Genomic DNA, 13,727 nt, shown 5'->3' with positions numbered 1-13,727 from the left:
TTACAGATGAGAATAGGATTGATCGATAACTTTCTTTATCGCCATCATGGTTTGTCCTTTAAAGGCATCCGGTACGGGTTCGCCTGCCGAGTTGGAGAAATAGCAGCTTCCAATGTTCTCCTCGTTGCGGTAGCCCAAAGCGACTAATGCGTTTATTAGATCAGCCGGCAGTGCTTCGGAGCCCGTTTGTTCCATGAAATAATGGGTTGGGGAAATTCTCACATCAATATCTCCGGCTCCGGTATGTACCGCAAACAAGTCTTTATCATGCCGAACCATCCATTGGTTTTTGGAAAACAAGGAGATTTTGCCCCCTTCCAATGCGGATAGGGCGTCTAAATTAATTGAAAAAGTTTGATTAACCATTTTGCGAATCTCTGCGCCTGTGACTTTTTTTTCGACTTGCTCCAAGTACGCGTCTAAAGCTGCGCGGGGCAGGGCCGGCAGTTCAGAGACCGATTCCAGATCGAGCTTGAAAACTTGGCGTATGATCGTCAAAATCTCCGAGGCGCTGATCCTTTCTTTGTAAGAATCCATAAGGTTCTCCATGGCTTCTGCTTTAGTCATTAGACCATTCTGATTACTCATTAACAAATAAACCCCCATCATAAAAAAGTTTTTTGAGGTTATTGCGCATGAAATGAACAATACAAAACCATTATACGGCAAATAAATCCAATTATAAATATCATTTATAGGGTTGGGTGTTTGATAACCTTGCATATTAAGGATGTTATGGCATGGTTTTAATAGTACGGCGTATTCCGGGGCCGGAGCGGGTATCGTAATTTTATATTTTTTGTCTATGGCACGGTCGTAACAGAGGATTGGTACAGCATACTGATCCGTCTTTTATTCGGATGGTTCGGCGGGGGATAGTACCATCTCCCTTTACTTCTCTTTGAAAATGGATCCGGATGATTTCCAAAAGGCTAAAGCTATGAGATTTATTTACCCGGGCAATAATGCTCGGAATGCGGAATTCAGCGATCGGGGGATAATGACTGGATCCGTATTCATTTCCATGATCTAAACGCCTTGCCGGTTTATAAATATTCGCTTCAAAGGACAATGAAATAAGTAAAGCATTCCTCCCTGCTTATAGGTAGTCTTAAAGAGAAATTTGTGATAATATGTAGACTGATAAGTAGAACGTGGATAAGCCCAGTCCGTTCGTGCCAGTTTCGCTGCAGTTTTGCGGACGCCATTTTAAACTGCAGATGAATTGGGTATGATTGAAAGGTCGAGTTATTAAATTGCAATTATTTTGAAGGAGGATTTATCATGGCTTTGGAATCAATGAAAGAAATGTTGAACAAAGGTTTAAAAGAAGGGTACGCTGTTGGTCAATTCAACATCAATAACCTAGAGTGGACACAAGCAATCCTTGGCGCTGCTCAAGCTGAGCAATCCCCGGTTATTCTTGGCGTTTCCGAAGGTGCTGCCCGTTACATGGGAGGCTTCACAGTTGTAACTGCAATCGTGAAATCCCTAATTGAAGAAATGAAAATCACGGTTCCTGTAGCTATCCACCTGGACCATGGTTCAAGCTTTGAAAAATGTAAAGCAGCGATTGATGCTGGTTTTACTTCCGTTATGATAGATGCATCGCACTCGCCTTTCGAAGAAAACGTAAAAACAACGCAACAAGTGGTTGCATACGCGCATGAGCGCGGCGTTTCCGTAGAAGCTGAGCTTGGAACAGTTGGCGGACAAGAAGATGATGTTATCGCTGAGGGCGTTATCTACGCTGATCCTCAAGAATGTAAGCAACTGGTTGAGCTTACTGGCATCGATTGCCTTGCTCCTGCACTAGGTTCCGTACACGGCCCTTACAAAGGCGAACCAAACCTAGGCTTCAAAGAAATGGAAGAGATCTGTCAAACGATCAAGCTTCCATTGGTATTGCACGGCGGTACAGGAATCCCAACTGCTGACATCAAGAAATCGATCTCGCTGGGAACTGCAAAAATCAACGTAAACACAGAAAACCAAATCGCGTTCACAAAAGTTGCTCGTGAAATCTTGACTTCGGATTCCGAAGTTTACGATCCGCGTAAATTCTTGTCCCCGGGCCGCGATGCCATCAAAACAACAGTTCAAGGCAAAATGCGTGAGTTCGGTTCTTCGAACAAAGCGTAATAAATATAATGTGAAAAGGGTTGGGCAGGATGCGATTTGCATCTTGTCCAACCCTTTTTTTGCGAAACGAGAGGCCTTTTTGTCTGCTTCTTCTATGTTAGATAGAGTTAGCAAACCGAATGTTACCAATGGTCAATAACTGACGATTCTATAACTTGAGGTTGCTTTGTATCTACATATTCCATGCATCTTAAGGCAGCACATTGCCTGCCGCGCGGTAAATGCCATACCATTCTTCGCGTGTCAGGTAAATCTCGCTTGCTTTGCAGCAATCTTTTAAGCGCTCGATGTTCATCGTTCCGATAACCGGCTGCATGCGGGCAGGGTGACGCAGTAGCCACGCTATGGCAATCGTTGTATTGCTGACCTCGTATTTTGCCGCTACTTCATCGATCTTGGCATTCAATTCCGGGAACTTGTCGCTGCCGAGGAAAACGCCCTCGAAGAAGCCGTATTGGAATGGCGACCAAGGTTGAATGGTCATGTCGTTCAACCGGCAGAAATCAAGGATGCTGCCGTCACGGTTAACGGCTGCGTCATTCTCCATATTGACGTTGAATCCGCTCGAAATCATCGTCGTGTTTGTGATGCTCAGCTGAAGCTGGTTGGCAACAAGCGGCTGCTTGACCGATTTTTTCAACAGCTGAATTTGCATCGGGTTTTGATTCGATACGCCGAAGTGCCGTACCTTGCCCGAGCTTTCAAGCAGATCGAACGCTTCTGCCACTTCTTCCGGCTCAACCAGCGTATCCGGGCGGTGAAGAAGCAGAACATCCAAATAATCCGTGTTCAGACGCTTCAGAATGCCATCGACCGAATTCAAAATATGCTCCTTGGAGAAGTCGAACATTCCCTGCCGGATACCGCATTTGGATTGCAGGATGATCTTCTCGCGAACGCTGTCGCTCATGTGAACCGCATCTGCGAAAATTTCCTCGCATTCGCCACCGCCATAAATGTCGGCATGCTCAAAAAAATTAGCGCCTTGCTCCAGCGCCGTTTGGACAAAGCGCTCAGCCTGGCTTTTGTCGAGCGAATTGATACGCATGCATCCAACTGCTACTACGGGTACGTCTAAGGTGCTTGTTCCAAGCTTTATCGTTTTCATCGGTTCATTCCTCCCAAGTATCGGTATAGCATTTTTATGTAATCGCTTTATTGATTGTCTCACAAAAGCTTGATAGATTTCAATGTCTATGAAACGAAGGAAGGCTTAGCCTTGGACATTTTTTGTCGCGTTGAGTACAAAATCTAAATAAGCCCTACCCTTGAATAATGGACACTTATTATCTATAATGGATAACAAGAGTCTATAATAATAGGGATTTCATGTGAATGAAAGGAGTTTGGGATGCAGTTTTCCAAAAGCACGGGTTACGCCTTGCATGCTTTAATTCAACTAGCATATGCGGAGCGCGGTCACAATGTAGGCATTAAGGAATTGGCGTCGTCTCTGGGCGTGCCGGAAAGCTATTTGTCCAAAATCATGTCGAAGCTGAGGCAGGATGGCATCGTACGCGCCGTTACGGGTGTGAGCGGCGGTTATGAGCTTGCAAGGGAGGCCGATCAGATTACGTTTCTTGAGGTGATTCAAGTTGTCGAAGGCAGGCAGCATCTGTACGACTGCTTTAATATCGATGAACAGCGCCATCAGTTGTTTTTTGAAGCGGATGAATTGGATCCTGATACGGCTATCCGCGCACCCGGCAAGGAGTGCCTGGTTAAAAAAGTAATGAACGGCGCCGAACAGCAGATGCATGATTATTTACAGAAACACACGATCCAGTGGGTAGTCGATATGGCTTTGTACAGTAACAGCGATGCAATAAACAAGAAGCCATAAGCTTCTTGCGCTTTAATTATGGACATTAAAGATCCAGGAGGGTGATTAGAATGATGCAAATGATTGATGTAGCGATTATCGGAGGCGGACCGGCAGGCTTGAATGCGGCGCTTGTGCTGGGCAGAGCAAGAAAAAGCGTGGCGGTTATTGACGAGGGGCGCCCGCGTAACCGGGTTACCCGCGAGACCCACGGTTTTCTTACCCGTGACGGCATCAGCCCCAGCGAATTTCGGCGAATAGCGAAGGAGCAGATGAACGCTTATCCGGCGGTTCAATTTGTGGAGGATGCGGCGGCAGCCGTTACGGGTACCGATGGTCATTTTGAAGTCACGACTGCACAAGGGGCGGTTTTCAAGAGCAAAAAACTGCTTTTTGCTGTAGGAATGAAGGATCTTCCGCTTACTGTTAACGGTCTGACAGACGTGTATGGCAAAAGCGCCTTTGTCTGCCCTTATTGCGACGGCTGGGAGCTAAGGGATCAGCCCCTCGTCTTGATTGTAAAAGGTGCGCGGGCGCTGCATTCGGCCAAAATGCTGTCAGGTTGGACGAATCAATTTACCATTTGTACCGATGGGCCCGATGAATGGACCGAGGAAGAGCGCGAGGAGCTCAAGCGGCATAACGTACCGACGTATGACTCCAAGATCCTGCGCATTGAGTCCAGCGAAGGCATGGTAAAGCAGGTTGTGCTCGAGGATGGCACGAACATTCCGTGTACCGGCATTTTCTTCGCGCCGAAGCTTGCTGCCGGATCCGAGCTGCCGCAAACGCTGGGCTGCAAGATGACGGAGGCAGGAACCGTAATCGTCGATGCTTTTGGCAAAACGAACGTACCGGGCGTCTATAGTGCCGGAGATGCCGCTACGGAGATGTACCAAGCGATTACAGCGGCTTCCTTAGGAGCGCTGGCTGGCGTTGGCATTAATGGCGAGCTGCTCGCAGAGGCTTGGATTAGCAAGAGCTAGCAAGCAACTGGAACCTATATCAAATCAGCCCTGACTGGTGTCGGGGCTGATTTGATTTGACTACTTCACTCCGCGTCCCAATACTTAGGCTGTCGCGTGAATCTTTTCAGCGTTGCTTTTACGGATCCGGACAGCCATTAAAGCTGCAAAGAAGCAAACGAAACCGGCAATAACGAAAGCCTGAGAGTAGCTGCCGAACCAATCGCGCATGACGCCTGCTCCATAGGCGGCCGTGGAGGCGCCAATTTGATGGGCGACGACGATCCAGCCGAAGATCATGCCGGATTTTTCTTTACCGAACGTTTCGCCTGCAAGCTTAGCTGTAGGCGGAACGGTTGCGATCCAGTCCAAACCGTAGAAAACGGAAAAAACGACGAGCATGGCAGGCGTTGCGTCCAGTGCGTAGGGCAAGAACAGCAGCGACAATCCGCGCAGTCCATAATACCAGAACAGCAGCCAGCGGCTGTCGAACCGGTCGGAGAGCCAGCCGGAAATCGTTGTGCCGAACAAATCGAACAGCCCCATCATGGCGAGCAGACCGGCAGCAGTGACCTCAAGCATGCCATGATCGCTGCACGCGGCAATAAGATGCGTCCCGATTAAACCGTTGGTCGAGAAGCCGCAGAAAAAGAAGGTTCCGGCAAGCAGCCAGAAGGTGGCGTTTTTCATAGCGAAACGAAGATTTTGCAAGGGAGTCAGGAACAGATTGCCCTTAAAAATAGCAGGCTTCACCATCTCATCCGAGCCGTAAGGCGCTGCACCGACATCGTACGGGTGGTTGCGCATCCAGATTGCAACGGCGGTAAGCACGAGCAGGATGCCGGCTACTGCTGTGTAGATGGCATACCGCCAGCCAAAATCGGCTGTCATTTTGGCGAAAAGCGGAAGGAACAGCAGTTGGCCGGTAGCGGCGCTTGCCGTTAACAAGCCGATGATGAGGCCTTTTCGCTTAACAAACCACAGATTGCTAACCGTAACGCCGAGAACGTTGGCCATCATGCCGGTCGCTAGACCGGAGACAAGCCCCCATAACAGCTCGAACTGCCACAAGGAGTGAATGAATGGCGTTACCGCCAGACTAGCGGCCAATACGGTAAGCGAGCTGATGACGACTTTACGGATACCGTAGCGGAGCAACAGGGCTGCTGAGAACGGGCCTACCAGCCCGTATAGAAAAATGCCAATGGAGATCACGCTGGAGATACCGCCTCTGCTCCAACCGAATTCATCCTGGAACGGGATGAGCAGAATGCTTGGCAGCGAGCGGATGCCCGCGGAAACAAGCAAGGTTGTGAAGGTTAGCAGTACAATAACCCAACCATAATAGAAGCGGGACTTTGGATGGGATCCTTCTCGGGAAGCTTTTGTGCTCATTCATTCATACATCCCTTCAATTTTGTTTGTACATACAAAATAAAATAAAAAAATTATTTCTCTAACTGCTCGCTGCTTTTTTCAAGATCATGAGTCAATTGTTCTGCTAATTCTTTGCCGAGTAATGCTTCATACTTTGCTTTTAGCTGCTTGGAGGCTTTGCGAAGGGAGGGCTCCATTTCTTTTCCTTTATCCGTCGGGTACACAAGAACGGTCTTGCCCTGTACTTTGCGCTCGACAAGCTGCTTACCCGCAAGCTTATCAATAAATCGGGTTAGCGTAGAAGGCGTAATGTACAGCTTCTCTGAGAGCTCTTTCTGCGTAATACCGGGTGTTCCGATGACGAGACGGATCAGATAACCATAGGCTGGCGTCAGTCCGGTCGTGGCAAAAGCTTCATCCGCCATACGGGTGATGGCACGGCTAAGCCGATTCGTTGTGAAATACAAGCAATTATGCAGAAACGCTTCGTCCTTAGAAGTTGTTTGCTCTGATGCTGAATTCGATTCCTTTGCCATATATAGTCCTCCTCTAAAGGATAAATATTGTTTTCGCCTCTGTATTTTGTATGTACAACAAACATAAAAGAAATGGATACGAATGTCAATCCCAAACTTTTCGTTTGGGTTTTATCCATTTTGCAGTGGGTTGACGGTTTTTGATTAATTTGAAAAACCGTCGTATAGTAGAGGGAATAATAACGAATGGAGAAATTAAACCATGACGGATTTGCCTAATTGCCCGAAATGCAATTCAGAATACACCTACGAGGACGGAAACATGTTGGTTTGCCCGGAATGCAGCCATGAATGGAGTTTAGAATCGGATGCGCCTGCCGGCGAAGCGGACAAAATCGTGAAAGACGCCAATGGCAATGTTTTAAACGATGGCGATACGGTAACGGTAATCAAGGACCTTAAAGTAAAAGGAAGCTCATCCGTATTGAAAATAGGCACCAAAGTAAGAAATATCCGTTTGGTTGACGGAGACCATGATATCGATTGCAAGATCGACGGCTTTGGCGCGATGAAATTAAAGTCTGAGTTTGTTAAAAAGGCCTAAAGTCTGATCTATTTATCTTAACTCAACTCAGACTGTTAAAACTAATCTCGAATTAATCGAAGAGGCTATCTCGACGGGCTTAATGCCTTCTGGGGTAGCCTCTTAGACGTTATTTCCTAAGCTCGTTTTCGACTGCATCGCTAGCCGGAGGAAGCTTCATTCCTTCTTTCCAGATTAAAATATTTTCGTCGCGTGTTCCGAGATAGAGGGCAGTCACTTTCGCGTCTGCGCCATATTTATTTTGATAAACTTCCTTTATAAAAGGGTCCAGTGATTGATACATGTTAAAAAGCCCAAACGTAGTAATTGGTTTTTTCTTGATAATAGGCCGGTACGGAACCATGTAAAAGTTCCCTTTTTCGTCCATGTCGTAGCTAATCTCGTTTAAATCATAACCGTCTGTCAGCCGCAGATGAAAGGCAACTCTGCCGTCTTTCATTAGACTGGTATCCTTCACCTCGATGATAGCCGAAGGAACGCGCATCATGTTCCATTCCGTCAAACCAAAGTAGGCCGCAACAGCGATTCCGAGGCATAATGAGGCAAGCACGGCTCCTTTCAAAAATGATTTTAATTTGGAACGGCTCCAGTAGCTGGATATTTCCTTTAGTAGACGGCTGTCCCTGTTGTTCGCATCAACGGCAGCCGGAGAAATTTTCAGCTCGTTTCGCATGGTTTCCCATTCCGACCTGCAGCTGCCGCATGTCGCGAGATGCGCTTCTACCAATTCTGCGCTCTCCTTGCTGCATACGTTATCGATATATAAAGGCAATAAATCCTTAATAACCTCGCATTTCATCATTTCGTTATTCCTCCTTTAGCGAATCTTGAATTTTTTGTTTGGCACGGTAAAAGGTGACCCTAGCCCAGCTCTCGGTTTTTTCAAACAGCTGGCTGATCTGGGCAAAGGACAATTCCCCGAATACCCTTAACGTAAATACTTCTTTATAGGGCTCATTTAAATGATGTAATGCCTTATGTATGCCTAGCGCAGTATCTTTGGCCAAAAGAGCGGCTTCGATATTGTAGGGACCAGCCTTTTTAAGCACGCGTTCCGGTTCGAACCGTTTTTGCTTCTCAACATAGGAAAAGTAGGTGTTTTTGGCAATTTGGCAGAGCCAGACGCTTATTTTGCATTGGCCCTTAAAGGAATCAATCTTTTTCAAAGCTTTAAAGAAAGTTTCTTGCGTGATTTCTTCGGCAACCGACTCATTTCGGCTCAAAGAGAACACGAATAAATAAATATCCCGGAAATATGCATTGTAGATTTCCTCAAAATCGTTCACGCTCTCACTTCCTCACCTATATAAGACAGCCAAGCTGGCGTTTCGTTACAACTATTTTAAAAAATAGAATATAAACCATTATAATGCCTGGCAAAAAGGTGTGAAGGCATTCGATTAAAACAAAAAAGCTAACCCAACAACATCACATGATGTGCCGGGCTAGCTGCTTATCGCGCTTTCGTTATTTCATGATGACAGGGAGGACTTGCGTTCCGCAATATAACAGGCCAACCCTAAAAGGAGTGCCAATCCGACAAGCAAGGCTCCGACCCACGGCAGGGCCGTTATCGACAAATGCGTAATAACAAAACCGCCAATAAAAGCGCCTGACGCATTTCCTAAATTACCGGCAGAATGACTGGACGTAGAAGCAAGCGCCGGCGCCGTTTGGGCAAGGCTCATGATTCGCACCTGCAGTCCGGGCATGACGGCAAAGGATGCAGCTCCCCACAAGAAGATGGTCAATACGGCTGCGATCGGGCTATGAACGGTAAAGGTGAAAAGGGTAAGAAGTACGGCTATCGTAAAATAAAGGCCTAAAATAGAGGGCAGAAGCTTCCAATCCGCGAGCTTTCCGCCAACGATATTGCCTATGGTTACTCCGCAGCCGAATAGAACGAGAATCCAAGTTACGCTGTGCTCCGCAAAACCGGATACCTGCACAAGCAGCGGCGTTATATAAGTAAATACGGCGAACAACCCTGCGTTACCCAGCGCGGCAATGAACAGAAAGAGCAGCAGCTTGGGGCTGGCAAGTGAGGCAATCTGCTGTAGGATACTAGCGGGCTTCGCCTGCCGGATTTGCGGTATAAAAATCAGAATGCCGATCAGCGCCACAACGCCCATGATCGAAATGGCGCCGAACGAGGCTCGCCAGCCCATGTGTTGACCGATAAAGGTGCCTAGAGGAACGCCGATAATATTCGCAATCGTCAGGCCGGCCATCATAATGGATACGGCGCCGGCGCGTTTTTCGGGACGTACCAGATTAGAGGCAATCACGGCGCCAACGCCAAAAAAAGTCCCGTGGGTTAGCGCCGTTAACACACGGGCTGCCATGAGGATCGCATAGGTGGGGGCGATGACGGACATTGCATTGCCGAGGATGAATAAAACCATCAGCAGCAATAAGAGCTTCTTTTGCGGAATGCGGTGGGTGAGAACGGTTAATATAGGAGCTCCGACAGCGACTCCGAGAGCATACATCGTAATGAGCTGCCCTGCGGCTGAGATGCTGACATGCAGATCCTCTGCCACATTGGGAAGCAGACCCATAATGACAAATTCGGTCATGCCAATAGCAAAGGCGCCGACCGTAAGGGATAGGATGGAGACAGGAAACGGTTCTTTGGCCGCTCGTTTCTTGGTGAGATGCTGCTGTTGTGCTAACTCCATGATGTAAATGTCAACCTTTCTGCTGCGTCTGGCAAGCTTCGCAATAAATAAATAGGCAACGGACCGTTTGGCCCGTTACCTATTATTTAGTTTTCTGATAGCATAATCAAGCCATTTTTCATTTTGTCCTGCTCTTGCTTGCATGAGAAATACCGCTTGTATCCCTAAGCTCTTTGTTCATATAGCTTCGCAATTTCAATAATGGTTTTTACGGCCAGCTCCATATTGTCTGCCGAAACATACTCGAACCGGCCATGGTAATTTTCTCCGCCCGTGAAGATATTCGGTGTCGGCAGGCCCATGTAGGATAGCTGAGAGCCGTCGGTGCCGCCGCGAATCGGCTCTATTACCGGTGTAATTCCCAGATTTTCGAGCGCCTGTTTCGCAAGATTCACGACTTCCATAACGGGCTCGATTTTCTCTCTCATGTTGAAATATTGGTCCTTGATCTCAAGCTCGATACGACCATTCCCGTACTTCTCCTGTAGCTCCGCAACCAAGCGGGTCAGCTCTGCTTTTCGCTCGTTAAACCGATTACGGTCATGATCGCGAACCAAATAACGAAGCTGGGTTTCCTCGACGTCGCCTTCAATAGAGGTGAGGTGGAAAAAGCCCTCATAGCCCTCGGTCTGCTCTGGCGTTTCCTCGGCAGGCAGCCTTCCGTGCAGCTCCATGGCTATTTTGGCAGAGTTGATCATTTTTCCTTTCGCCGTGCCGGGGTGAACGTTTTTGCCCTTGCAGGTAATATGGGCGGCAGCGGCGTTGAAGCTCTCGTACTGCAGCTCGCCTAGAGGGCCTCCATCCAAGGTATAAGCATAAACCGCGTCGAAAGCGGCGACGTCGAACCGATGCGGGCCTCTGCCTATTTCTTCATCCGGCGTGAAAGCGACTCGTATTCTGCCGTGCTTCACCTCAGGATGTTGAAGGAGATAGGCCATCGCCGTCATAATTTCGGCCATACCGGCTTTATCATCGGCGCCTAGCAGCGTGGTGCCGTCTGTCGTGATTAAGGTGTGCCCTGTATACCCGGCCAGCTCTGGAAAGTCTTTTGGAGAAAGGACAATATTCAACTCTTTGTTCAAAATGATGTCTTGCCCGTCGTAGTCTTCAACGATTTGTGGCTTTACGTTTGTGCCGGTGAAGTCGGTTGCCGTATCGATATGGGCGAGAAAACCGATGGTCGGGATTTCTTTATCCGTATTGGAGGGAAGAGTGGCCATGACATAGCCGTTTGAATCCAGCGTAATGTCCTGCATGCCGATGCTTTCTAATTCCTCTACCAGCTTGCGGGCGAGCACAAGCTGCCCCGGTGTCGAAGGGCAGGTATCGCTGCTCTCATCGGACTGCGTATCTACTTGCGCATATGAAATAAATCGCTTAATAATCTCCGTTTTCATTGTCATCCCACAACTCCTATCCCATTTGTTATACAGCAAATTATAATACAAAAGGGACAGCATCCCAAATGATTCCGTACGAAGGTTATACTTTACGAAGCATAACTAATGCGCGCTGCTAGGCTGCTGCTTTCTTACGGCAGCGAGTCTGCTTGATCCTACAAACATGGCTGTTACCAGGCCGATGCCGCCAATGCAAACGCTGAGTATAAATCCGTGGTTTATGGCTGTGCCCAGCGCCTCCTGCAGAAATTCCCTGATCTGGGGACTCAGGTCGCCGCCGGCATGCATGAGCAGTTCCGGATTGGCTAAGGTGCTGATCTTGTCGGCCGGAATGCCAACCTTGCCAGCTCCTTCGGTTATTAACCGGTTTAAGTCGTTGTTCACGATCGTCGCCATAATCGAAGCACCTAATATACCGCCAATATTCCGCCAGAAACCTACAATGGAGGAACTGACGCCCATGTATTTGGGATCCACGTTCGCTGCAACCGAGCTTTGGGCGACACTCATCAAGGGTCCAACCGCACCAAGGCCAAGCAAAACCATAAGTGCTATCATGTACCCGCTGGAGGCGTCTGGGCTGACGTTAGCGAGCAGCGAGGCCACGATAATGGTCATCAGCATCGTGAAGACCATTAATGTACGGAAAGCGAACCTGGACTGCAGGAAGCCGAATAGCATAGCACCGGCAATCAAGGAGGCCATCATAGGCGTTAATACGCCGTTGGAGTTGGAATGGCCTAATACGCCTATCGTAAAGCTGGGCAAATACGTAATAGCCGAGAACATAAGCACCCCTTGGCAGAAGCAAAGGATACTTGTTCCTAACACCATTTTATTTTTGAATATGCGAAGGGGAAGCACGGGCTCCTGCGCCCGCAGCTCAACGAGAATAAATAATGCGCCGATCACGGCCGAGATGACGAATAATCCAATCACCTGCCAAGAGCTCCAAGCGTAAGTTTTGCCGCCCCACTCCAGAGCCAGCATTAAGGAAACGGTTGTAATGATTAAGAACAGCGTTCCTAAATAATCGATCTTTGGCTTGCGCTCGGAACGCGTTTCTTTTAATGCGATCATTAAAACAACCATGGAAGCTAGGCCGATCGGAATGTTGATATAGAAATTCCATCTCCAGCCCATGTGCTCGGCAATAAAGCTGCCCAACTGCGGTCCCGCAACCGAGGAGAGCCCGAAGATCGCGCCGAATACCCCGGACATCTTGGCGGCATCCTTAGGATCTTTAAATATCGTATAGATAATCGTGAAGCTGATCGGCATTAATGCTCCCGAGCCAATGCCTTGAATGATGCGGTATAAAATGAGCTGATCCGCATTCTGTGCTACGCCGCATAGCGCGGATCCGACGAGAAATAACCCGATACCGATCATGTAGAACAATTTTCGCCCGAATAAATCAGACATTTTGCCAAATACGAGCATCGTGCTGGTTGCTGCCAGCATATAGGCCGTAAAGATCCAGCTTACCTTATCGAATACGTTAAAATCCTCGCTAATTTTGTTAAGACAGGAAGCCACAATGGTGTTATCGAGCGATGACATTAATAATCCGAGTGCCATCGCAAGAATAATAAGCTTGTTATTCGAACCGGATTTCGTCATATTAAACCCTCTCTTCTCGTTCTAATTGCTCCATACGTGCCAACCCTTCATGAATCGTTTCCAGCTTCGCGCGATATTCCTTAATGCCTATTTCGATACAAATGATATGGGAGGGATGCATTTTATCCCTATATACCTCGTACTTTTCGCTTAGTTCGTCCAGCTGCTTTTGTGTATAGGCCTGCGCCTTCTTCAACCAGGCTATAATCAGATCATTGCCTACAAATTGACCAAAATAAAGCCTCATCAGAAAATCCGATTTTATCGAATCCGATTCTATGGGACTGTGCAAATAGGAGTGGAACTGCTGCTTGCCCAGCTCCGTTATCGTAAACATATTTTTATTCGGTTTACCTTCTTGGACCACATTTTCCTTCGTTATTAATCCCTCCTTTTCCATCCGATGCAGCATAGGATAGATCGTCCCGTAGCTGGAGCTGTAAAAATAAGAGAAGATATCCTCGAAAAGCTGTTTCACTTCATAGCCGGATAATGATCGCTTCATAAGCATGCCTAGAATAACATCCTGACTGTTCAAAATATGCCCTCCTTCATGTATTACGGTTCATAATATATCATTCCGATATATAATGTGTCAATATATGTAAGTGAAAAATTTACCTATTATTGAACTGTT

Annotated in this window: 14 protein-coding genes; 4 read left to right on the top strand and 10 right to left on the bottom strand. The window is 47.6% G+C overall.

Translation table 11 applies throughout. From position 1 onward, the window contains the following. On the bottom strand, positions 1-588 hold the full coding sequence (locus tag MRBLPE1_RS28545; RefSeq protein WP_364152474.1) for a hypothetical protein: 588 nt from the start codon (positions 586-588) through the stop codon (positions 1-3). Positions 589-1,284: 696 nt separating this feature from the next. Between MRBLPE1_RS28545 and MRBLPE1_RS28540 the strand changes: the two genes are divergently transcribed. After that, on the top strand, positions 1,285-2,142 hold the full coding sequence (locus tag MRBLPE1_RS28540) for a class II fructose-bisphosphate aldolase (RefSeq protein ID WP_364152471.1): 858 nt from the start codon (positions 1,285-1,287) through the stop codon (positions 2,140-2,142). Between the two features lie 190 nt (positions 2,143-2,332). On the opposite strand, the gene MRBLPE1_RS28535 is transcribed toward MRBLPE1_RS28540, so the two are convergent. After that, complete coding sequence (locus MRBLPE1_RS28535; RefSeq protein ID WP_364152468.1) at positions 2,333-3,250, bottom strand: aldo/keto reductase; 918 nt, start codon at positions 3,248-3,250, stop codon at positions 2,333-2,335. Between the two features lie 243 nt (positions 3,251-3,493). Here MRBLPE1_RS28535 and MRBLPE1_RS28530 point away from each other — a divergent pair, with 243 nt between their 5' ends. Both MRBLPE1_RS28530 and MRBLPE1_RS28525 read left to right on the top strand, forming a co-directional pair. Next, positions 3,494-3,985, top strand: coding sequence for an RrF2 family transcriptional regulator (locus tag MRBLPE1_RS28530; protein ID WP_364152465.1), 492 nt, complete (start codon positions 3,494-3,496; stop codon positions 3,983-3,985). Between the two features lie 50 nt (positions 3,986-4,035). Continuing rightward, positions 4,036-4,950, top strand: coding sequence for an NAD(P)/FAD-dependent oxidoreductase (locus MRBLPE1_RS28525; RefSeq protein ID WP_364152462.1), 915 nt, complete (start codon positions 4,036-4,038; stop codon positions 4,948-4,950). An 84-nt stretch (positions 4,951-5,034) separates the two neighbouring features. On the opposite strand, the gene MRBLPE1_RS28520 is transcribed toward MRBLPE1_RS28525, so the two are convergent. Both MRBLPE1_RS28520 and MRBLPE1_RS28515 read right to left on the bottom strand, forming a co-directional pair. After that, complete coding sequence (locus MRBLPE1_RS28520; RefSeq protein ID WP_364152459.1) at positions 5,035-6,324, bottom strand: MFS transporter; 1,290 nt, start codon at positions 6,322-6,324, stop codon at positions 5,035-5,037. A gap of 53 nt (positions 6,325-6,377) precedes the next feature. Continuing rightward, positions 6,378-6,842 carry a MarR family winged helix-turn-helix transcriptional regulator gene (locus tag MRBLPE1_RS28515; protein WP_364152456.1) on the bottom strand — a complete coding sequence of 155 codons (465 nt, stop codon included), beginning with the start codon at positions 6,840-6,842 and terminating at the stop codon, positions 6,378-6,380. Positions 6,843-7,044: 202 nt separating this feature from the next. Here MRBLPE1_RS28515 and MRBLPE1_RS28510 point away from each other — a divergent pair, with 202 nt between their 5' ends. Then, positions 7,045-7,386: a zinc ribbon domain-containing protein YjdM gene (locus MRBLPE1_RS28510; RefSeq protein WP_364152453.1), complete on the top strand. Its 342-nt coding sequence runs from the start codon at positions 7,045-7,047 to the stop codon at positions 7,384-7,386. 109 nt (positions 7,387-7,495) lie between these two features. Here MRBLPE1_RS28510 and MRBLPE1_RS28505 read toward each other — a convergent pair whose 3' ends face one another. From MRBLPE1_RS28505 to MRBLPE1_RS28480, 6 genes are all read right to left on the bottom strand, one after another. Beyond that, positions 7,496-8,188, bottom strand: coding sequence for a zf-HC2 domain-containing protein (locus MRBLPE1_RS28505; protein WP_364152450.1), 693 nt, complete (start codon positions 8,186-8,188; stop codon positions 7,496-7,498). A gap of 4 nt (positions 8,189-8,192) precedes the next feature. Continuing rightward, positions 8,193-8,672, bottom strand: a complete 480-nt coding sequence (locus MRBLPE1_RS28500) for an RNA polymerase sigma factor (protein WP_364152447.1) — start codon at positions 8,670-8,672, stop codon at positions 8,193-8,195. A gap of 186 nt (positions 8,673-8,858) precedes the next feature. Next, positions 8,859-10,067, bottom strand: coding sequence for an MFS transporter (locus MRBLPE1_RS28495; protein ID WP_364152444.1), 1,209 nt, complete (start codon positions 10,065-10,067; stop codon positions 8,859-8,861). Positions 10,068-10,231: 164 nt separating this feature from the next. After that, positions 10,232-11,464: a peptidase T gene (pepT, locus tag MRBLPE1_RS28490; protein WP_364152746.1), complete on the bottom strand. Its 1,233-nt coding sequence runs from the start codon at positions 11,462-11,464 to the stop codon at positions 10,232-10,234. A gap of 105 nt (positions 11,465-11,569) precedes the next feature. Then, positions 11,570-13,090, bottom strand: coding sequence for a DHA2 family efflux MFS transporter permease subunit (locus MRBLPE1_RS28485; RefSeq protein ID WP_364152441.1), 1,521 nt, complete (start codon positions 13,088-13,090; stop codon positions 11,570-11,572). Position 13,091: 1 nt separating this feature from the next. Beyond that, positions 13,092-13,628: a PadR family transcriptional regulator gene (locus MRBLPE1_RS28480; protein WP_364152438.1), complete on the bottom strand. Its 537-nt coding sequence runs from the start codon at positions 13,626-13,628 to the stop codon at positions 13,092-13,094. Positions 13,629-13,727 lie beyond the last annotated feature (99 nt).

The organism is Paenibacillus sp. LPE1-1-1.1, from assembly GCF_040676435.1.
Taxonomy (GTDB): domain Bacteria; phylum Bacillota; class Bacilli; order Paenibacillales; family Paenibacillaceae; genus Pristimantibacillus.
The sequence above is the reverse complement of the archived record's forward strand: the minus strand, read 5'-3'. Positions and strand labels throughout refer to the sequence as shown.